This window comes from Microbacterium sp. 67-17 (assembly GCF_001898325.1).
GTDB classification, from domain to species: Bacteria; Actinomycetota; Actinomycetes; order Actinomycetales; family Microbacteriaceae; genus Microbacterium; species Microbacterium schleiferi.
This window is the reverse complement of record NZ_MKTR01000002.1, coordinates 13,099-31,843: the sequence shown is the minus strand read 5'-3', so window position 1 is coordinate 31,843 and position 18,745 is coordinate 13,099. Positions and strand designations below refer to the sequence as shown.

Annotated in this window: 21 protein-coding genes; 4 read left to right on the top strand and 17 right to left on the bottom strand. The window is 68.1% G+C overall.

Annotated features, from left to right (window positions below):
- Positions 1-3: 3 nt before the first annotated feature.
- Positions 4-840: a PfkB family carbohydrate kinase gene (locus BGO47_RS00205; RefSeq protein WP_292707078.1), complete on the bottom strand. Its 837-nt coding sequence runs from the start codon at positions 838-840 to the stop codon at positions 4-6.
- A 126-nt stretch (positions 841-966) separates the two neighbouring features.
- Between BGO47_RS00205 and BGO47_RS00200 the strand changes: the two genes are divergently transcribed.
- Complete coding sequence (locus BGO47_RS00200; protein ID WP_292707073.1) at positions 967-1,935, top strand: nucleoside hydrolase; 969 nt, start codon at positions 967-969, stop codon at positions 1,933-1,935.
- Positions 1,936-1,955: 20 nt separating this feature from the next.
- On the opposite strand, the gene BGO47_RS00195 is transcribed toward BGO47_RS00200, so the two are convergent.
- Both BGO47_RS00195 and BGO47_RS00190 read right to left on the bottom strand, forming a co-directional pair.
- A complete protein-coding gene (locus tag BGO47_RS00195) occupies positions 1,956-2,819 on the bottom strand; it encodes an EamA family transporter (RefSeq protein WP_292707806.1) in 864 nt (287 codons plus the stop codon).
- A gap of 64 nt (positions 2,820-2,883) precedes the next feature.
- On the bottom strand, positions 2,884-4,176 hold the full coding sequence (locus BGO47_RS00190; protein ID WP_292707071.1) for a serine hydrolase domain-containing protein: 1,293 nt from the start codon (positions 4,174-4,176) through the stop codon (positions 2,884-2,886).
- A gap of 78 nt (positions 4,177-4,254) precedes the next feature.
- Between BGO47_RS00190 and BGO47_RS00185 the strand changes: the two genes are divergently transcribed.
- Together BGO47_RS00185 and BGO47_RS00180 are read left to right on the top strand one after the other, a co-directional pair.
- Positions 4,255-4,563, top strand: coding sequence for a DUF2470 domain-containing protein (locus tag BGO47_RS00185; protein ID WP_292707069.1), 309 nt, complete (start codon positions 4,255-4,257; stop codon positions 4,561-4,563).
- 73 nt (positions 4,564-4,636) lie between these two features.
- Positions 4,637-5,302: a biliverdin-producing heme oxygenase gene (locus BGO47_RS00180; RefSeq protein WP_292707067.1), complete on the top strand. Its 666-nt coding sequence runs from the start codon at positions 4,637-4,639 to the stop codon at positions 5,300-5,302.
- Between the two features lie 7 nt (positions 5,303-5,309).
- Here BGO47_RS00180 and BGO47_RS00175 read toward each other — a convergent pair whose 3' ends face one another.
- A complete protein-coding gene (locus BGO47_RS00175; protein ID WP_292707064.1) occupies positions 5,310-6,686 on the bottom strand; it encodes an AAA family ATPase in 1,377 nt (458 codons plus the stop codon).
- 68 nt (positions 6,687-6,754) lie between these two features.
- On the opposite strand from BGO47_RS00175, the gene BGO47_RS00170 reads away from it, so the two are divergent.
- Positions 6,755-7,879: a hypothetical protein gene (locus tag BGO47_RS00170; protein WP_292707062.1), complete on the top strand. Its 1,125-nt coding sequence runs from the start codon at positions 6,755-6,757 to the stop codon at positions 7,877-7,879.
- Positions 7,880-7,892: 13 nt separating this feature from the next.
- On the opposite strand, the gene BGO47_RS00165 is transcribed toward BGO47_RS00170, so the two are convergent.
- From BGO47_RS00165 to BGO47_RS00105, 13 genes are all read right to left on the bottom strand, one after another.
- On the bottom strand, positions 7,893-9,869 hold the full coding sequence (locus tag BGO47_RS00165) for a cytochrome c oxidase assembly protein (RefSeq protein ID WP_292707059.1): 1,977 nt from the start codon (positions 9,867-9,869) through the stop codon (positions 7,893-7,895).
- Between the two features lie 74 nt (positions 9,870-9,943).
- Positions 9,944-10,231 (bottom strand): HU family DNA-binding protein, encoded by a 288-nt coding sequence (locus BGO47_RS00160; RefSeq protein ID WP_195692545.1) that lies wholly within the window; start codon positions 10,229-10,231, stop codon positions 9,944-9,946.
- A 438-nt stretch (positions 10,232-10,669) separates the two neighbouring features.
- Positions 10,670-10,975 (bottom strand): 30S ribosomal protein S14, encoded by a 306-nt coding sequence (gene rpsN / locus BGO47_RS00155; protein WP_292707051.1) that lies wholly within the window; start codon positions 10,973-10,975, stop codon positions 10,670-10,672.
- A gap of 2 nt (positions 10,976-10,977) precedes the next feature.
- The gene (gene rpmG, locus BGO47_RS00150) at positions 10,978-11,148 is read right to left on the bottom strand and encodes a 50S ribosomal protein L33 (RefSeq protein ID WP_005051772.1); all 171 of its coding nucleotides are present in this window, start codon (positions 11,146-11,148) and stop codon (positions 10,978-10,980) included.
- Positions 11,148-11,384 carry a 50S ribosomal protein L28 gene (gene rpmB, locus BGO47_RS00145; protein ID WP_228179498.1) on the bottom strand — a complete coding sequence of 79 codons (237 nt, stop codon included), beginning with the start codon at positions 11,382-11,384 and terminating at the stop codon, positions 11,148-11,150. Before rpmB ends, rpmG begins: the two co-directional genes overlap by 1 nt.
- 141 nt (positions 11,385-11,525) lie before the next feature.
- Positions 11,526-12,221 (bottom strand): DNA-3-methyladenine glycosylase, encoded by a 696-nt coding sequence (locus BGO47_RS00140; RefSeq protein WP_292707804.1) that lies wholly within the window; start codon positions 12,219-12,221, stop codon positions 11,526-11,528.
- Positions 12,221-13,675 carry an Ig-like domain-containing protein gene (locus BGO47_RS00135; RefSeq protein ID WP_292707014.1) on the bottom strand — a complete coding sequence of 485 codons (1,455 nt, stop codon included), beginning with the start codon at positions 13,673-13,675 and terminating at the stop codon, positions 12,221-12,223. The genes BGO47_RS00140 and BGO47_RS00135 overlap by 1 nt, the downstream gene beginning before the upstream one ends.
- Positions 13,665-14,483: a TIGR03943 family protein gene (locus BGO47_RS00130; protein ID WP_292707012.1), complete on the bottom strand. Its 819-nt coding sequence runs from the start codon at positions 14,481-14,483 to the stop codon at positions 13,665-13,667. The genes BGO47_RS00135 and BGO47_RS00130 overlap by 11 nt, the downstream gene beginning before the upstream one ends.
- The gene (locus BGO47_RS00125; RefSeq protein ID WP_292707009.1) at positions 14,476-15,519 is read right to left on the bottom strand and encodes a permease; all 1,044 of its coding nucleotides are present in this window, start codon (positions 15,517-15,519) and stop codon (positions 14,476-14,478) included. The genes BGO47_RS00130 and BGO47_RS00125 overlap by 8 nt, the downstream gene beginning before the upstream one ends.
- Complete coding sequence (locus BGO47_RS00120; protein WP_292707006.1) at positions 15,500-15,925, bottom strand: transcriptional repressor; 426 nt, start codon at positions 15,923-15,925, stop codon at positions 15,500-15,502. Before BGO47_RS00120 ends, BGO47_RS00125 begins: the two co-directional genes overlap by 20 nt.
- A 54-nt stretch (positions 15,926-15,979) precedes the next feature.
- The gene (locus BGO47_RS00115) at positions 15,980-16,846 is read right to left on the bottom strand and encodes a metal ABC transporter permease (protein ID WP_292707003.1); all 867 of its coding nucleotides are present in this window, start codon (positions 16,844-16,846) and stop codon (positions 15,980-15,982) included.
- Positions 16,843-17,691, bottom strand: coding sequence for a metal ABC transporter ATP-binding protein (locus BGO47_RS00110; protein ID WP_292707000.1), 849 nt, complete (start codon positions 17,689-17,691; stop codon positions 16,843-16,845). The genes BGO47_RS00115 and BGO47_RS00110 overlap by 4 nt, the downstream gene beginning before the upstream one ends.
- Positions 17,688-18,668 carry a zinc ABC transporter substrate-binding protein gene (locus tag BGO47_RS00105; RefSeq protein WP_292706997.1) on the bottom strand — a complete coding sequence of 327 codons (981 nt, stop codon included), beginning with the start codon at positions 18,666-18,668 and terminating at the stop codon, positions 17,688-17,690. Before BGO47_RS00105 ends, BGO47_RS00110 begins: the two co-directional genes overlap by 4 nt.
- Positions 18,669-18,745 lie beyond the last annotated feature (77 nt).

Sequence of the window (18,745 nt, the reverse complement as noted above, 5' to 3'; positions counted from 1 at the left end):
GCGCTACCGGTACTCAGCGAGAGAACGAAGGGGCGGCTGGGCGCCGACGTGGGTCACCGCGTCGGCGCCCACCGCGCACGCCGCGGCCAGCGCAACCTCATCGGACCACCCAGCATGCACGGCGAGCGTGATCGCGGCGCTGAAGGCGTCCCCGGCACCGACAGCGTTCACGGCGTTGACCACGGGCGATGGAGCCGTCAGCACTCGCTCACCGTCGCGCCACAGCGATGCTCCGCGAGCCCCGTGGGTGACCACGACCAGGCGCGCCGCCGACACTGCCGGGAGCGCGGCGAACTCGGCGTCGTTGACGATCACGAGGTCCGCGCGTCTCAGCACCGAGGGGGGCACGTCGCGGGCAGGCGCCGCGTTGAGTGCGAAGAATCCGGGCACGGATGCCGCGAGTGCCTCGATCGCGTGCGGGGGGATCTCCAACTGCGCGAGCACCGCTTCGTCGGACGCGAACGGCCCCGCCGCCTCGACCGCGTGATTGGCACCGGCGCACACGACGATCGTGTTCTCGCCCGCCGCGTCCACCGTGATGAGCGCCGTTCCCGTCGGCTCCGCGACGACCCGGATGCCGGACGTGTCGACGCCTGCGCGGCGGAGGTTCTCGACCATGGCCCGGCCGTCGGCGTCGTCTCCGACCGCGCCGAGCATCCGCACCGCCGCACCGAGCCGAGCGGCTGCCGCCGCCTGATTCGCCCCCTTGCCGCCTGCGCCGCGGATCGGTCCGCGCCCACGCACGGTCTCGCCGGGAATCGGAAGCTCACCCACCGTGACCGAGATGTCGACGTTGATGCTTCCGACCACGCAGAGCGGGCCCAGACCTCGGGATGTCATGCCGACATTCCATCACGCACCGTGGCTCCCGGTACGACCGGCGGTTCACCGCGCGATATAACCGAAGGGGTGCGCGACGCGCCCCGGACGGCGCCGTCCGCTCACCTCATCACCCCCGGGAGCGACATGACTGCGCCTCTTGCGCTGTACCTCGACTGCGACACCGGTATCGACGACACCGTCGCCCTGGCCTACCTGTTGCGCTCACCCCTGGTGGAGCTCGTCGGGGTCGGCACGGTCAGTGGCAACACGGATGCCGCGCAAGCTGCTCGCAACACCCTCGATCTGTTGGCGGTGGCGGGCTTCCCCGACATCCCCGTGGCAGTCGGCGCGCACGACCACCTCACGCGCGCCTACGGCGGCGGCGCGCCACACGTACACGGCGACAACGGCATCGGCGGCGTCATCCTCCCCGAGTCGGGCGCCTCACCCGACCCACGCGACGCTGCTGACCTCCTGCTCGAGTTGTCCCACGCCTACGCAGGTTCGCTCCACCTCCTGACGATCGGGCCGGTGACCAACATCGCGCTCGCCCTGGAACGCGACCCGACGCTGCCGTCGCGAATTGCCGGTGTCACGACGATGGGTGGTGCAGCCCTCGTTCCCGGCAACATCACTCCCGCGGCAGAGGCGAACATCTTCAACGACCCCGAGGCTGCTGATGTTCTCACCCGGGCCGACTGGGACGTGACGTTCTTGCCCCTGGATGTGACCATGAACCATGTCCTCACCGACGGCGACCGGGGCCGCTTGCTCGCCTCAGCCGATCCGTTCGCGCGCGCGGTCGGTGAGATCCTCGACCACTACCTCGACTTCTACGTGCCGCAGTTCGGTGAGAGGCTCAGCCCCCTGCATGACCCGCTGGCGGCGATGACCGCAGCGGGGGCGCCGGGCATTGGACGAAGCCTGCGCGTTCCCGTCGTCATCGATACGACAGACGGTCCCTCGCGCGGCTCGACCGTGGTCGACATGAGGGGACAACGCCTCGGCCCCCGGGATCACGACGGTGTCCGGACCCGCGTGCTCTTCGACGGGGCCGATGCCCTCACCGAACACCTCGTGTCGACGATCCTCGGCGGCACGGCCACGCCCTAGCGGGGATGCGGAGCGCAGACCTACGGAAGCGGCTCGGCGGGAGGAGCTTCCGCGCCGCGCGTGCCGGCCGCTGCTCGGACTGATGCAGCCCGAACGGCTCCGATGCTCGCAGCGATGACCAGCGCGATTCCGACGATCTCGAGCCACGTCATGGCCTGTCCGAGCAGCAACCAGCCGGCGAGGGTCGCTGTCGCGGGGGCAAGGCTCATCAGGATCGCGAACGCGGATGCCGCCAGCCGCCGCAACGCCAACAGCTCGAGCGCGTACGGGATCGTCGAAGAGAGCACCGCGACTGCCGCGCCCAATGCGAGAAGGTCGATGCGCACGAGTGAGCCGCCTGCTGCGATCAGTCCCCAGGGCAGCGCTGCGAGCGCGCCCACGACCATGGCCAGCGCAAGTCCGTCCAGGCGCGGGAATTCACGCCCGACGCGCGCGGAGGCGAGGATGTACAGCGCCCAGCTGGATGCCGCCCCGAGCGCGAACAGGACGCCGATCGGGTCCAGTCGGTCCCACCCGCCCCCGGCCAGCGCGATGACCCCGATCAGCGCCAGCCCTGCCCACAGCCAGGCGCTGGCACGACGCGCGGCGATCACCGAGAGCACAAGCGGTCCGAGCACCTCAATGGTGACCGTGACGCCGAGGGGAAGCCGCGCGAGCGCCAGGTAGAACAGGCAGTTCATCAGCGCGAGTACCAGCCCGAAGCCGACGACCGAGCGCCAGGCTGTCGGGGTGTGACCGCGAAGGCGGGGCCGGGCGATGACCATGAGGATGACGGCCGAGAAACCGAGACGCAGGAACACGATTCCCAGGGGCCCCAGCGCGGGGAAGAGCAGAACGGCGAGGGAGGCACCGAGCTCCTGACACACCAGACCCGTGACGACCATTCCGACCGCGAACGGCGGCGAAGACAGGGCTGCCGCGCGCGGAGCGCTCACCGCGGGTCCGGGTTCACTGCTGAGGCAGCGGACAGACCGCCGCGCCGCGGATGGCTTCGGCCTGCTGTTCGGCCGTCCAGGGCAGGCCCGCCGGGGGCGCGGTCTCGCCGGCGGCTGCCGGAGCCTTGGAGGCGATCGCGGCAAGCTCCCAGGCGAGATTTGCTGCGATCCCCGCGGGAGCCGCGGAGTTGTTCAAGACGACAGCGACCGTCAGCCCCGTGTCGGGGTCGGCGTAGGCAGCCGTGAGGTAGCCGGGAATCGCGCCGTGCTGACCGATCAGCCCGCCGGCGGCGAACGCTCCGCCGTCGTAGGTGTACCAGGTCGGCGCGCCGGGGTACGCCTCACGAGGGCTGTCGAACCGCGTCTGGTCATCGCCGAGCAGGGCCCCGGTGGCAAGCGCCTGCGCGTAGCGACCGAGGTCGGCGATCGTCGAGACAGCTCCCGAATCGGCAAAGCCGATGCTCGCCGAGAGCTCCGTGATCTCGAGGGGATCAGCGCACAGGAGCTGCCCGTCCTCACCCGGCAGGGAGTTGTTGCCCTGTAGCGACGGAGCACCGGTATCACCGGCTGGCGTCGCCGGGGCGGAGCCCGGAAGCCACGTGGAATCCAGGCTGAGGGGTTCGGTGACGTATTGCTCGAACAACTCGGGGAGGGATGTCGTGGTTGCGGTCTCGAGTGCAACGCCGAGCAGGAAGTATCCGGCATCCGAGTCGACGAAAGCGGCGCCCGGACTGCTTGTTCGCTCACGGCCCATGCCGTAGGCCGCGAGCTCGAGCGGAGGCCACTGGCGGTTCGGGGTCTTGAGCCAGTCGTCCCACAGCGACGGTGCCGATGCCCCGATGCCCGACGTGCTGTCGCACAGCTGACCCAAGGTCACGTCTTCCAGTCCCGACGCGCCGCCGACATACTCCGAGACGTTGTCCTCCAGGGCAACGACCTCGCGGTCGACGAGCGCGTAGAGAACATCGCACGTCATGGCCCGCGTAACCCGGGATGCGCGGAACTCCATGTCGGAAGTGACAGCCTGCGAGCTTGTCGGAGACTGGGTTCCCACACCGGCGACCCAGGAGCCGCTCCACGGCGCCCAGACTCCCACAATGGCAGCCGACGCTCCGGTCGCGGCCATCGCCTCGGCCAGCGCGGCATCCAGTTGCGACTGGGTCTCGGCGGGGAAATCTCCCTCGACCTGAGCCGGCACGTCGATCTCGACGGTTCCGGTGGGAGCGCACCCAACGAGCATCGCCGCGAGGGCAACCGTCGCGATCCCGAGGGCGCTCCAACGCCGCCTGAGGATCGTCGCACCCATACCCAACCCCCGTTGTTCGTGCATTCAGCATTCAAACACATCAACATCACGCAATGATCACGGCCCTACGCTGGCACCATGACGTATCGCTTCGACGACACCATCCGCACCGGCGTCCTCGCCCACATGAACGGCGACCACGGTGGCGACAACCTCCTGATCGTGCGGGCGTTCGGACAGACGGATGCCGTCGGCGCGGTCATGTCCGATCTCGATGGCGACGGCGGGGTGTGGGATGCCGAGCTCGGCGACGGCACGACAGTGACCGTGGCTGTTGCGTGGCCCGGCGGCAGCATCACAGAACGGCCCCAGATCCGTGCCGAGATCGTGAAGCTCTATGACGCGGCGTGCGAGCGTCTCGGGATCGAGCCTCGTCCGCACGAGTGAGCGGCGCCGACTCTCGCACCATCGGGACTTTGGTCTTGTAAGGTTCGGCTTACCTGAAGGTACACTGGTGCGCATGACACCCGTGACCCCGTTCTCGACGGCCCTGCGCGAGCGCTCGAGCACCGCCCATTCGGGCAGTGAACACGCCGGCTTCATGAGCGATCTGATGAAGGGCGAGGGCACGCGCGAGGACTACATCGCGCTTGTCGCCCAGCACTGGTTCATGTACGACGCGATCGAGCGCGCCGCCGACGTGATGCGCAACGACCCCGTTGCGGCCCCGTTCATCAGCGACAAGCTCACCCGCATCCCCGCACTGGAGGCCGACCTCGAGTTCCTCATCGGACCGGACTGGCGCGAGCGGATCGCTCCGCTCCCGAGCACCCAGCGCTACGTCGATCGGATCAACGAGGTCGGCTCGACCTGGGCCGGCGGATTCGTCGCCCACCACTACACCCGCTACCTGGGGGACCTCTCGGGCGGGCAGTTCATCGGCAAGCTCATGGCACGGCAGTTCGGGTTTGAGACCAACGGGATCGGCTTCTACGTGTTCGACGACATCGCCGACCCCCGCGCCTTCAAGGATGTGTACCGCGAGCAACTGGATGCCGCTCCGTGGGACGCAGACGAACAGGAGCGCGTCATCGATGAAGTGCTGCGCGCCTACCAGTTCAACACCGATGTCTTCGTCGACCTTGCCGCAGCCAAAGCCTCGGGTCGTATCGCCGAGATCGCCTGAACGATCCTCAGGCGCGGGCCCGAACAGCGGCCATGAATCGCTGCACATCGGGGTCGACCTGGATGTCCCGAGGTCGCAGGGGCCTGGACAGATAGAGCCCCTCGAGCGAGGTCAGTCTGCTGAGCGCGACGTAGGTCTGGCCCGGTGCGAACGCGCCCGATCCCAGGTCGATGATGGCGCGGTCGTACGTCTTTCCCTGCGACTTGTGGATCGTCACCGCCCACGCCAGGCGCAGCGGAAACTGGGTGAACTCCGCCACGATCTCGCGCGAGATCGACCGCGTCGACGCGTTGTAGGCATAGCGGAATCTCTCCCAGACGGCCGGCTCGACATCCATCTGTTCGCCATCCACCTCCACGCGCACCGTGCCACCCGCGATACGCGTCACGGTTCCGATGGTGCCGTTGACCCACCGCGGCGGCTGGCCGAACGTCGAGACGTCGTTACGAAGGAACATGACCTGCGCACCGACCTTGAGCTGCAGTTCCGCGTCTGCGGGATAGGCGGCATCCCCGCGACCGAAATCGCCACTGATCTCGGCATGCGCCGTCTGGGTAGCGCCCGGCAGCGCATCGAGGTGTGCGCGGTTGATGCGCGTGACGATGTCGTTGCGTGTGGCGAGGGTGATGATCGGAGGTTCGTCGTCCCCACCCACCGGCGGGGTGCGGGCACCGGTGTCGTTGAGCACCTGCGCGATATCGGCGGTGACGCGGCCATGACGGACCGCTCCCAGCATCCGGCGAAACTCCGGATCGGATTGCCGATGGATCTCAGCGAGCTCGCGGATCTGGAGGGACGCACCGTACCGGCCGAGATCCAGGAGTGAGGACCCCTCCGATCCGGGAAGCGCGGCATCCGACCCGGCCCACACTCGCGCGTCGAAGAACCAGAACGACCGGTAGTGATCGCGGATGTATCGCTGCTCATCACCATGACGCGGCGGCACCGGCGCGAGCTGGTATGGGTCACCGAACATCACGATCTGCACCCCGCCGAACGGCTCGGCGCGCCGGCCGCGGGCCTGTCGCAGGGAGCGGTCGATGGCATCCATGACGTCGGCGTTGACCATCGAGATCTCGTCGATCACGAGGGTGTCGATCGCGTTCAGCAGCTTGCGGGTCGCATCAGGATGCTCGAGGTCGGCATCCGCGATCAGGCCGATCGGCAAGCGCAGCAAGGAGTGAATCGTCTGGCCCTCGACGTTGAGCGCAGCGACACCGGTGGGCGCGCAGACGGCGATCTGTTTACTCGTCCGGTAGGACAGGTGCTGCAAGAGCGTGGACTTGCCGGTCCCGGCGCGACCGGTGACGAAGACGTGGTCGCGCGTGTCTTCAATGAGCCGGAACAGCGCCTCTTGCTCTGCGGAGAGTTCGGGCGCCTGCACCGGGCCATGCTACCCAGCGCACGCCGCGGCAGGGCGTCCTCACAGCGGGTCGTTTCTAGACTGGTGCCGTGAGCACCACGGGGGAGATGGCGTCGGGCAGTGCTGCCACCGCGCCCGACTCGACGGTCACGGCGGACTCTGCGCCGCGCGCATCGCATCGCGGCCGCGGGGATGCGCGCCGCGCCGTTGCCGGCGACCTCGTGATTCTCTCGGCCATCGGCGCACTGCTCATCGCCGCATTCATCGCGGCGGGCGCGACGCTCTACGCCCAGTTCTACGGCCCATCGGCGTTCGTGGTCCGCTACGCAAACCTGCTCGCCGACGGCAATGCCACGCAGGCACTCGCCGTGCCCGGAGTCGCGGTCTCATCTGCCGACCTGGAGGCCGCCGGCCTCCCCGCGGACGCCTCCGAGGACTTCCTGCGATCGAGCGCACTCGGCGATCTCAGCGACATCCGCGTCGTCTCCGAGACGAACACCGGCGACACCATCGCGGTGACCCTCGCGTACACCGCGGGCGGCCACGAGGCGTCCACGACATTCTCGGTCAGGCAAGACGGCATGAACGGGATCTTCCCCCGGTGGGAGTTCGCGCAGAGCCCGATCGCGGTGATGGATCTCACCGTGAACGGCTCGTCACAGTTCGCGGTGAACGGCTTCAGCGTGGACAAACGGCAGGTCTCACCGGACGGAGCCGCCGCCGACCTGTCTGCGCCGATCCCCCTGCTGGTGTTCTCGCCCGGCATCTACTCGGTGACCGTCGATACTCCCACGGCCACCTCACCGGGCGTGGCAATGCTCTCGGACGTCCCGTTCACCAGTGTCCCGGTCAGCGTCACCGCAACGGCATCCGACGAGTTTGTCGCGCTCGTGCAAGAGAAAGTGGATGCCTTCCTCGACGAGTGCACACAGCAAGAGGTCCTGCAGCCCACCGCCTGCCCGTTCGGGTTCGACCTCACCGACCGCATCGTGACCCTGCCGACGTGGTCGATCGTGCAAGACCCGACCGTCTCGCTCGTCGCCGACGGCGCCGGGTGGCGCATCGCCGAGTCAGCCGCCATGGCCCACATCGAGCTTCGCTCCCGCTCGCTGTTCGACGGCAGCGTGAGCGATGTCAGCGTCGACGTCCCCTTCGTCGTCACGGGAACGATCGACATCCTCCCCGACGGCACGGCATCGATTCTGCTCGGGTGAGGCAGGGCCGCGCTCAGCGGCCGACGCGTGAGTCCCGCTCGGCGAGCTGAGCCAGCCGTGCGTTGTACTCCTCGAGTTCGGCATCCGCTGTGCGATCGGCCTGCCGGTCCTCGCGCCGTTGCGCTCGCTCGTCACTGCGGCTCCACTGGATGGCAACCGTGATCGCCAGGATGAGGGTGGGGATCTCTCCGATCGACCACGCGATGCCACCGCCGATGTACTGGTCTTCGAGCGGCGTCGCCCCCCACGTGCGGCCCATCGCACCGAACCACTCGGCGACCATCAGCCCGCTGTTCATCATGATCGCGATGCCGAAGAAGGCGTGCATCGCCATGACCCCGATCAGGATGAGCAAGCGGAATGGGTAGGGAAGGCGGTAGGGGACCGGATCGATGCCGATCAGCGACAGCACGAACAGATACCCCGTGATCAGGAAGTGGAAGATCATCCACTCATGCCCGAGGTGGTCGTACAGACTCCAGCGGAACAGGTCGGTGTAGTAGAAGAGCCAGAGCGAGAGTACGAAGTTCCCCGCGGCGAAGAACGGATTGGTGACGACCTTCGCAAACGGCGTGTGGATGGCCCAGAGGATCCACTCGCGGCCGCCGCGCGTGCCGTCATCCCGCTTGCGCACAGCTCGCAGCGCGAGCGTGACTGGAGCACCCGCGACCAGCAGCAGCGGGATGCCCATCGTCAGAGCCATGTGTCCGAACATGTGCACGCTGAACAGGTACTCCTGATAGACGTTGTGCGCACCGTTGGTGATCCACGCGAGCATGACCAGGCCCGACAGGAACAGCACCGTGCGATACAGCGGCCACCGGTCGCCGCGCGCGCGAAGGCGCCACACGCCGGCGAGATAGAAGAATGCCGCAAAGGCACACAGCAGTGCCCACAGGAGGTCGATCTCCCACGCGGCCACCCACTGCCAGGGCGTCAGCTCGGGTGGTAGCGCCGCGCCCGTAAGGAACTCGGCCGGCGTACGCAGTTCGGGCAGCGAAGTATCGACCGGCGGCGGGGTCCGCGCGAGCGCGACGGCGGCGCCGCTGGCAAGTCCCATGAACCCGATCTCGGCCAGGATCAGCCACCAGAAGAACCGGGATGCGCGGCGCTCGCGCAGTCGATCGATCAGCCGAAGCCGATACCACGCGCCGAGCAGCCCCATCGCAACGAGGGCGACGATCTTGACGGTCAGGATCGCGCCGTACGGCGAGAGCATCGCTTCCCACGTCACGACGCCGATGACACCGCGCACGTACCCGGATGCCGCAACGACGACGAAGGCGACGATCGCGACCGTCGAATAGCGGCGCAGCACCGTCGTCATCCGATCCGTCGGCAGCACCGGGCGGATGACGATCAGCAGCATCAAGCCACCGAGCCAGAGCGCTGCTCCCTCGATGTGGAGCACCGTCGCCATCACGGCGGCGTTGTGGTTGGCCTCCTCACCCGAGTGACCCTGCGTGCCCACCGGCACGAGCGCGGCGATCGCGAGGAGAGCGACGAGGAAGGTGCCCGTCCACGAGCGGACCGCGAACGTGAGAACCGTGAGCACCGCCCCGAAAATGGTGGTGAGCAGCCACGCCCGGCCGAGATCGGTGTCTGTCAGGAACCTGCCGAACTGCGAACCGAACTCGGGGCCGAGCGCCACCTGGGCGTTGAAGGCGTCGATGAACGTGAAGAACCCCGTGACGCCGGCAGCGACGGTGAACACTGCCGCCGAGACGGATGCGACATCCACAGAGACAGTGAAGGCCTTATCGCCGGCTTTGAGAGCGAACAGGGCCAGGATGAGCGATCCCAGCATCCCGGCCGCGGCGAGGTTGAAGACCAGCGTCGCTGTCGGCAGACCCCAACGAACGACGGGTCCCGCATCCGCGATCACCAGCGGCGCGGCGCCACCACCGTACGCAAGGGCGGCGACCATCACGACGACGGCGACCGTCACGAGCGTCGCCGGGCCGATCGCCCGCAGCAGGCGGGAATCCATCCCCTCAGCCTACGCGCGCGAAAGGGGAGCATCCGCGGGCGGACGCTCCCCTTTCGAGGTGAAGACGAAGGGTCTTACTTGGCGGCAGCCTTGAGCTTGGCGCCAGCCGAGACCTTGACGCGCTTGCCGGCGGGGATCTTGATCTCTTCGCCGGTCTGCGGGTTGCGGCCCGTGCGAGCGGAGGTGGCGACCTGCTCGAACGAGACCCAGCCCGGGATCGACACCTTGCTGCCCTTGGCGACGGCCTCGGCGACAGTGGTGAACAGCGCGTCGACGACGCCCGAAACGGTGGCCTGGCTCTGACCGGTTGCGCTTGCGATGCTCGCGACGAGCTCGGTCTTGGTGATGGACTTTTCAGCCATTGTGGTTGTCCTCCAAGGCGGTGAAGTCCCCGCCCTCGTGCATGGACCGAAAGCTGGTGGCTCTCGGCTGGTCTCTTGCCGACCGACCTCGAATATACCCACGAACCCCGGAATTCCGCGGATTTCCCCGCCGGAGGCATCCGTTTCGCGGCGTGTCGCGTCACGGGAGTGACGCATGTGACTGCCGTGACTTCTACGGTCAGCGGCGCTCAATCCGCGCAACCCACACGCGAGAATCCGTTTGGGCGCCGAGAATCCTCTCCGGAACCCCGAATTCGGCGCCGAATCGGATTCTCAGTGCAACCCACCGCGGGAACACGAAAGGCCCGGCATCCCTGAGGATGCCGGGCCTTGACGTCCGCGGGCTGGCTTACCAGCTCGACAGTGCCTGTTCGCGGGCTGGCTTACCAGCTCGACAGTGCTTGTTCGCGGGCTGGCTTACCAGCTCGACTTGGTCACACCGGGCAGTTCGCCACGGTGGGCCATGTCGCGGAAGCGCACACGCGAGATGCCGAACTTCGTCAGCACGCCGCGGGGGCGACCGTCGATCGCGTCACGGCTGCGCAGGCGCACCGGCGACGCGTTGCGGGGAAGCTTCTGCAGGCCGACGCGGGCGGCTTCGCGCTGCTCGTCGGTTGCGTTGGGGTCCACGAGCTGCTTCTTGAGCTCGAGGCGCTTGGCAGCGTAACGGTCGACGACCGCCTGGCGCTGCTGGTTACGGGCAATCTTGCTCTTCTTGGCCATGATCAGCGCTCCTCTCGGAATTCGACGTGCTTGCGGATGACCGGGTCGTACTTCTTCAGCACGATGCGGTCAGGGTTGTTGCGGCGGTTCTTGCGCGTCACGTAGGTGTACCCCGTGCCGGCGGTCGAGCGCAGCTTGATGATCGGACGGACGTCCTGAGCCTTCTTCGCCATTAGAGCTTCACACCCTTCGCGATGAGGTCCTTCACAACCGACTCGATGCCGCGCGCGTCGATCACCTTGATGCCCTTGGCGGACACGTTCAGGGTGACCTTACGACCGAGCGAGGGCACGTAGTAGGTCTTCTTCTGCACGTTCGGGTCGAAGCGGCGCTTCGTCCGGCGGTGCGAGTGCGAGATGTTGTGACCGAAGCCGGGAACCGCTCCAGTCACCTGGCACACTGCAGCCATGGTGATGTCTCCTTCTGTACCGTGAAGCCGGACGGCCTCACCCAAGATCCCTTGTCTGCACCCCGCACTCGACAGACCATTTCTGGCCGGATGATGAGGGAGGGGTACGAACTGCGTGCTGGAGTGCGCGCAGACAAAGAGTCAGTCTAGCACGGTAGCTCCGCGCGCCCCTCCTGCGCCCCGACCCCAGCGAAAGGCCGAGACCGTCGGGTCGCCCGGGATCCAGAACCGCCAGGGGTAGGCATCCGTGCCCGCGACTCCCGCAACGCCGACCCGCGGCCCCGTCGCCACGTGCGCCAGCGGTTCCTCGGGCAGCAGCAGCCGTGCGGTGGCGCCGGACTGCTTCGCACCGGTGACGGCATCGATGCCGTCGTGCTCCGCATGATGCAGGCCGACGGCCTGTCCGAGCCTGCCGGGTCCGCGTGCGAGGTCCCGCGCGGGCCCCGGCTCCCGCACCGCGAAGCGGCGCCGCCTTGCGATCTCAGCGCCCTCGACGATCTCGGCAGCCCGCAGCAGCACACCGCCGGCGACGCCCGCCGGTGCACACACGACGTTGACGCACGAATGGATGCCGTGACTGAGGTACACGTAGAGGTGGCCGGGCGGGCCCCACATCGTCGCATTGCGAGCGCTTCTGCCCGACCGCGCGTGGGATCCGGGATCGGGAATCTCGCCGGTTCCGACGCCGTGGTAGGCCTCGACCTCGGTGAGACGGGCGACGACCCGTTCACCGCCAGCCTCAACGATCAGGTGCGCACCGAGGAGTGTCGGGGCCACGTCAACCGGCAACGCCGAGAGGTCGGAGCGCGTTGCAGGTCGCAGACCGTCGGGAATCATCACCGCCACGACACCGACTGTCGGCACCACGAGATCGACGAGCCGGCGAGCGCGACCAGTTCGCGGGCTTGTGAGCTCTCGTCCCGTGGCAATTCGACGATGTGCGTTTCCACCGTCGCGGGGAGCGGCAGCTGGTAGGTGTCGTATGGGTTGGATGCCAGGTCGGGCGCCACGAGCATCGCCGCGTATTGACCGCTGGGCGACACGCACGTCTGCAGGACGGCGTCGGTATCCGGCGCCGAGAACACCTCCGCCGATGCACCGGCGTCATCAACGAGAACGACGGATGTCGCACCGGTCGGCAGTCCGCTATCGGCGATCGGGAACGTCGTGCGCAGGGTGCCGCCGCGCGGGAGCGGCATGACGCTGCCGATCACCGCCGGGTCGTCGCCCACATCCAGCGGTGTCTCCTCTCCGGTGAGCAGGTCGAGCACGACGAGCCCGTCGACGCGCTCGACGATCGCCTGGGCGGTTCCAGGCGCGATGCCATCGATCGCGAGCGCGAGCCCGAGAGCTGTCGGAGCCGATCCGTCGGGGGCGGTCAGCAACAGGGTCCCGTCGAAGGCGACCAGCAGCACACTGTCGGTGTCGGGCACGAACGACCATTGCGCGACGCGCTCGTCGGCCCCTGCGACGACGACCTTCGCCGGCTCGGCGGTCGGGGTATCGAGCGATGCCGTGTACAGCGCCGATTCGTCGCCGGTTCCCGTCCCGACCGTCGCCGAGGTGAACAGGTACCCGATTCGCTCACCGCGGTCGGCGATCTGCAGGTCAGCAATGTATCCCGTGCCCGGCAGGGTCAACTCGACCGGGTTCTGCCCGTCGAGGTCGGTCATGATGAGCGCACTCTCGCCGTCCTCGTCGACGAGCACGACCAGGTGATCACGGGTCGCGCGGTAGTCCTCGATGTGCGAGTGAGCGAATACCGCGACGGCGGCCTCACCGGTCAGGTCGGTGCGGAAGATGGTGTCGCCGTCGACTGTGCCGCGCTGCAGCAGGAACACCTCGCTCGGCGGAGTCTGGAACGACTCAGTGATCGTGGATGACGGACCACCCGACAATCCGGTCACCCCGTCGATTGTGACGGTGTACTCGGTGTCGGCATCCAGCGGCACCGTGAAGCGCAGGCCGATGCTGCGGCCCGAGGTGTCGATATCGAACGGCGTTGCGGGTGTCACGGTCACCGAAGCAGGATCGACGTCGGCGAGCGACTGCGAGGTCGTCACGATGAGCCGGGACCCGGATGCCGAGATCGCTGCGGCCGGGTCGACCTGCACCGTCGTCACACGCGGACCCATCAGGACAGTTGCCGCGGCACCGAGCGCTCCGACGAGCCCGATGGCTGCGGCAACCCCGACGAACCCGAGGACGAACCCGCGCAGCCGGCGCCGCGCTGCTCGCTGGCGCCGCGACGGAGCCGGCGCCTGGCGACCTCGGCCGGCGTCAGTACTCATACGGGTCCTCGGGCTCGGGCACGGCCTCCACCGACTCGGCCGCGATGTGCAGGCGCCCTGCGGAGTCCGAGCGCACCGTGCCCGTCACGGTCGCCCACTCGCCCTCGGGCGCTGCCGTGCCACCCCACGAGATGGGAACGGCTGCCAGCTGCGCGTCGATAACGCAGTGGGTGATGACAAAACGCGACAGCAAGAAGCCGGTCCCGGCGTCGCCCGGGGCGACGAAGCCGGTCAGGGTGACGGCGTCGCCGTCGAAGGATGCCGGGTCTGTCGCGGTCGCGAACACCGTTGCCCATTCCCCGACCCCGAAGGTCGCCGTATCGCCTGTCGAGGCGAGGGTGACGACATCCCGGCCGCCGAACAGGACCGGCGTGGTCGAGGTGCTCGTCGAGGCGAACTGCGGAGACAGGGACGACGGTGGTAGCGCGAGGGCACCGATCACGACGGCGCTGGCAAGCACTCCGGCGATCACCGTGCCCGCGAGGGCCACCGGATGCCGAGCGTGGGCGTGCGCGTGACCCTCTTCAGTCTCCATCGAGGCCCGGCCATGGTCGGCATCCGTGTGTCGCGCGGCCCCGGCATCCTCATGATCGTGTCCGTGGTCTTCTTCGGCGCCCAGCGGAAGCGCGAACGATGCGACCGCTCCGATCAGCACGATCACCGACATCCCGACCGCGAACCACGCCGACTCAGGGTTGATGTAGAGCGACAGTCGGCCCGTGACCGCAAGCCCGACGGTGAGGACGGCGAGCGCTGAGGCAAGTCCGACGCCGAGCCAGCGCGTTCCGAGGGAGCCGAGCCTAGGCAAGAAGGTTCACCACCGTCCCCATGGCGAAGGCCGACAGAACGACGACTACGACGATCCCGACGAGGGTGCGGGTCGTGAAGGTCGTGCGCAGCAGGGCGAGCATCTTCACATCGACGAGAGGCCCGACCAGGAGGAAGGCGACGATCGAACCGGGAGTGAAGGTCGAGGCGAACGAGAGCGCAAAGAACGAGTCGACGTTGGAGCAGATCGAGACGACCATCGCGAGAGCGATCATGGCGACGATCGACAGTGCGGGGTTGGACCCGATCGCCAGCAACACGTCCCGCGGGATGAGCACCTGCACCGCTCCGGCGATGGCGGACCCGATGATGAGCGCGGGCATGACGGCGCGCAGTTCGATGACCAGCTGGGCGAGGCTTCGGCGTCCCTTGCCGCCGGGCTCGTGCGTGACCAGTTCGCACGTGTCGCGGAACCGGTCGGTCAGCAAGGCGTCGGGGCTCGGATGCCGACTGTAGAGCCAGCCGAGCAGGTTGGCGATCAGGAACCCTCCCACCAGGCGCGCCACCAGGATGCCGTCGCTGAAGCCGAAAGCCTGATGAGTCGTGATGATCACGATCGGGTTCACGATCGGCGCCGCGATGAGGAAGGTCAATGTCTCAGGCACCGTGAACCCGCGCATCAGCAGGCCGCGTGCGAACGGGACGTTGCCGCACTCGCATACCGGGATGAACATGCCGAGGAGGGAGAGCACGCCGCGCCGCAGCCACGGCGTGCGCGGCATCCATCGCTCGAGAACCCCTGGCGGGATCCAGACCTGCACGACGATCGAGAGCACCACACCGAGCACCACGAACGGCAGTGACTCGATCAGGACGCTGATCGCGAGGGTCAGACCGTCCTGCGCTCGCGTCGACAGGGGTGAGGTGAACAGCGACGGAGACAGAAGGTCGATCGCGACCAGGATCGCGATGAAGAGGATGCCGATTCCGACGCCGACCGCTGCCCGGGCACCCGGGCTCGCGCCCCCCGCGCGCGCGCGATCGGTCACCGGCGCGTCAGCGCGCACGGTTCCCATCGCCGGATGCCGCGCGGGCGCGCGCCGTGCATTCGGGGCAGCGCCCGAAGATGTCGACGACATGCTCGGCATCCGTGTAGCCGTGCTGTTCGGCGACCGACCGCGCCCACTGCTCGACGGGGGTCGCTGCGATCTCCACTGTCGCCCCGCACGAGCGACAGATCAGGTGGTGGTGGTGCCCCGAGGTTGCACATGCACGGTAGAGGCTTTCGCCGTCGGGGCCGTGCAGCGTGTCGGCTGCGCCCTCGTCGGCGAGACTCGCCAGAGCGCGGTAAACGGTCGCCAGGCCGATCCCGGTGTCTTCGTCGCGAAGGACTGCATGAAGCGACTGGGCACTGATGAAGCCGGGGGCGTCGCCCAGCGCCGTGCGCACGCGTTCGCGTTGCCAGGTATTGCGTTGCGCCATGGCCGGGAGTCTATCGACCCAGGTTCGGCGCGGGCTGGGAGTAGGTGCGAGTCCTCACGCGATCCGCTCCCGTGTCACCCGACCGCGGCGTCCCCCGACCAGGCGGCAGACGAGGTAGATGAGGAAGGAGATGGTCGTGATGTAGGGGCTCACCGGGAGCGTGCCGGCAATGGCCAACAGGATGCCGCCCACTGCCGAGACGAATCCGAACCCTGCCGCCAGCAGCGGAACACTCCACGGACCGGAGGCGATCCGCATGGCCGCGGCGGCGGGGGTCACCAGCAACGCCATGACCAGCAGCGCACCGATGATGTGGATCGCCACGGCGACGATCAGCCCGAGCAGCAGCATGAACCCGAGCGAGACGGCCGTGACCGGCACACCGCGCGCTGCCGCGGACTGCGGGTCGAGGGAGTCGAAGCGCAGGGGGCGCCAGATGAAGAGCAGTCCGAGAAGAACCAGGATGCTGATCGCGATCAACCACCCGAGCTGGGCGTTCTGCACCGAGACGATCTGCCCCGTCAGCAGGCTGAAGCGGTTGGCGCTGCGCCCGCTGTAGAGCGACAGAAACAGGATGCCCAGGCCCAGGCCGAACGGCATGAGCACGCCGATGAACGAGTTGCGGTCGCGGGCGCGGGCGCCGAGCCATCCGATGAGGCCGGCGGCGATGAGCGAGCCCACGATCGACCCGGTCACGACATCCCAGCCGATCAGGAGCGCGAACGCGGCGCCCGCGAACGAGAGCTCGCTGATGCCGTGGACGGCGAAAGCCATGTCGCGCTGCATCACGAAGACGCCGACGAGGCCTCCGACCAGGCCCAGCACGGCGCCTGCGATGACCGAGTTCGAGACCAACGCGAGGATCGCACCGTAGTCGGCCACCCCCCCGAACATGGCGTCACCGATGTCAGACCAGTTCATGCGTGCACCCCACCGAGTTCGTCGCCGTCGTGGTGGTGATGGTGTGAGACCTCGGCATCCGGCGCGCCGACGACGACGAGCCGGTCGCCGGCGCGCAGCACAGCGACGGGAGCGCCGTAGAGGTCGCTGAGAACGCTCGTCTGCAAGACCTCGTCGGGCTTTCCGAGCGTGAACCGGCCCCCGGCGATGTAGAGGATGCGATCCACGACGTCGAGGACGGGGTTGATGTCATGCGTGACGAAGAGCACGCCGGTGCCGCGCTCGCGCCGGTGCCGATCGATGAGCGCCACGATCGCCTGTTGGTTGGCAAGGTCGAGGCTCGTCAGCGGCTCATCGCACAGCAGCAGGCCGGGGTCGTCGGCGATCGCCTGCCCGATGCGCAGCCGCTGCTGCTCGCCCCCGGACAGTTCACCGACGGGCCGGTCGGCGAACCCTTCGGCACCGACGTCTGCCACCAACGCGTCGACCCGGTCGCGCTCACGCCGGCGCGGGAGGCTGAAGCCGAACTTGTGGCCGGTGACACCGAGGGTCACGAGGTCCCGACCCCGTAGCGCGGTTTCGGGCGGAAGGGGGCGCTGCTGGGGCACATAACCGATGTGCCGGTTGCCCCGGCGCTCGACCCGGCGGCCGGCGGTCTCGATGGTCCCGGCGCTCAGGTGCTCAAGGCCCAGGATGGCGCGCAGCAGCGTCGTCTTGCCAGAGCCGCTGGGCCCGAGGACCGCGATGAACTCGCCGGGTTCGACGTCGAGGTCGAGCCCGGCCCACAGTTCCCGCTCGCCACGGCGCAGCGCCGCTCCGCGGATGCGGAGCGGCGGCTGGGCGTCCGAGGTCGCGCTGGAGCTCACGCGCCGAGCGCGTCCGCGAGCTCCGCGATGTTCTGCTGCATCCACGAGATGTAAGTCTGGCCCTCCGGAAGGGTCTCCGTGAACTCCAGAACCGGGATTGCCTGCGCGGTTGCGGTATCGATGATCTGCGTGGTCTCTGCTCCACCAGTCTGCGCGTTCGCGATGACGACCTTGACAGAGCCGTCTTCCACGATGCCCAGCGCCTCGAGCAGAGTTGCGGGGGGCACGTCCTGCCCCTCCTCGACGGCCTCACTGAAGGCCTCGGGGGTGAGGTTCTCGAGCCCTGCCGCCACGATCAGGTAGACGGGAACGGGCTCGGTGACGAACACCCCTTCGCCCGCGTGGGCTGCCGAGATCTCGTCGAGGGATGCCTCCAGTCCGGCGATCTGGTCGATGAAGGCTGCGGCGTTGGTCTCGAAGAGGTCAGCGTTGTCGGGGTCGAGCGTCGAGAGCTCATCGGCAATGGCTTCGGCGAGGTGCTCCATCGTGTGCGGGTCGTACCAGACGTGCTCGTTGAATCCCTCGATGTGCGCGTGGTCGTGACCGTCCTCATCGGCGTGAGCGTCTTCGGTTTCCGCTGCGCCGTCCTCACCCGGGTAGTCGTGGTTGAACGTGGCAGCAGTAATGACCGGGGCAGTCGTGCCACTCGCCTCGATCATCGCGTCCATGAAGCCGTCGTAGCCGCCGCCGTTCTCGATGATGAGGTCGGCTTCCGAGACCGTGAGCTGGTCTTGGGCTGTCGGCTCGAACTCGTGCGGGTCCTGAGCAGCTGAGGCGATGATCGAGGTGACCGTGACCGCGTCACCGCCGATCTCCTCGGCGATCTGGCCGTAGACGTTGGTTGACGCGACGACGCTCAGCGTGGCGGCATCCGGGACCGAGGTCTCCGATGTTCCGCCCGTACCGGCGCAGGCCGTGAGGGTGAGGGCGGATGCCGCGCCGAGCGCGAGCAGGGTGGAAAGTCGTCGGGTCGTCATATCGACAACGATAACGGAGGTGAGAATCATTATCAAAACGAGAAGACGCCGACCACATGCCTGACGGCGCGGCCCGA

Coding starts and splice junctions, on each gene's coding strand:
- BGO47_RS00205 (WP_292707078.1), bottom strand. CDS start 840: ATGACATCCCGAGGTCTGGGCCCGCTCTGCGTGGTCGGAAGCATCAAC.
- BGO47_RS00200 (WP_292707073.1), top strand. CDS start 967: ATGACTGCGCCTCTTGCGCTGTACCTCGACTGCGACACCGGTATCGAC.
- BGO47_RS00195 (WP_292707806.1), bottom strand. CDS start 2,819: ATGGTCGTCACGGGTCTGGTGTGTCAGGAGCTCGGTGCCTCCCTCGCC.
- BGO47_RS00190 (WP_292707071.1), bottom strand. CDS start 4,176: ATGGGTGCGACGATCCTCAGGCGGCGTTGGAGCGCCCTCGGGATCGCG.
- BGO47_RS00185 (WP_292707069.1), top strand. CDS start 4,255: ATGACGTATCGCTTCGACGACACCATCCGCACCGGCGTCCTCGCCCAC.
- BGO47_RS00180 (WP_292707067.1), top strand. CDS start 4,637: ATGACACCCGTGACCCCGTTCTCGACGGCCCTGCGCGAGCGCTCGAGC.
- BGO47_RS00165 (WP_292707059.1), bottom strand. CDS start 9,869: ATGGATTCCCGCCTGCTGCGGGCGATCGGCCCGGCGACGCTCGTGACG.
- BGO47_RS00160 (WP_195692545.1), bottom strand. CDS start 10,231: ATGGCTGAAAAGTCCATCACCAAGACCGAGCTCGTCGCGAGCATCGCA.
- rpsN (WP_292707051.1), bottom strand. CDS start 10,975: ATGGCCAAGAAGAGCAAGATTGCCCGTAACCAGCAGCGCCAGGCGGTC.
- rpmG (WP_005051772.1), bottom strand. CDS start 11,148: ATGGCGAAGAAGGCTCAGGACGTCCGTCCGATCATCAAGCTGCGCTCG.
- rpmB (WP_228179498.1), bottom strand. CDS start 11,384: ATGGCTGCAGTGTGCCAGGTGACTGGAGCGGTTCCCGGCTTCGGTCAC.
- BGO47_RS00140 (WP_292707804.1), bottom strand. CDS start 12,221: ATGATTCCCGACGGTCTGCGACCTGCAACGCGCTCCGACCTCTCGGCG.
- BGO47_RS00135 (WP_292707014.1), bottom strand. CDS start 13,675: ATGAGTACTGACGCCGGCCGAGGTCGCCAGGCGCCGGCTCCGTCGCGG.
- BGO47_RS00125 (WP_292707009.1), bottom strand. CDS start 15,519: ATGGGAACCGTGCGCGCTGACGCGCCGGTGACCGATCGCGCGCGCGCG.
- BGO47_RS00120 (WP_292707006.1), bottom strand. CDS start 15,925: ATGGCGCAACGCAATACCTGGCAACGCGAACGCGTGCGCACGGCGCTG.
- BGO47_RS00115 (WP_292707003.1), bottom strand. CDS start 16,846: ATGAACTGGTCTGACATCGGTGACGCCATGTTCGGGGGGGTGGCCGAC.
- BGO47_RS00105 (WP_292706997.1), bottom strand. CDS start 18,668: ATGACGACCCGACGACTTTCCACCCTGCTCGCGCTCGGCGCGGCATCC.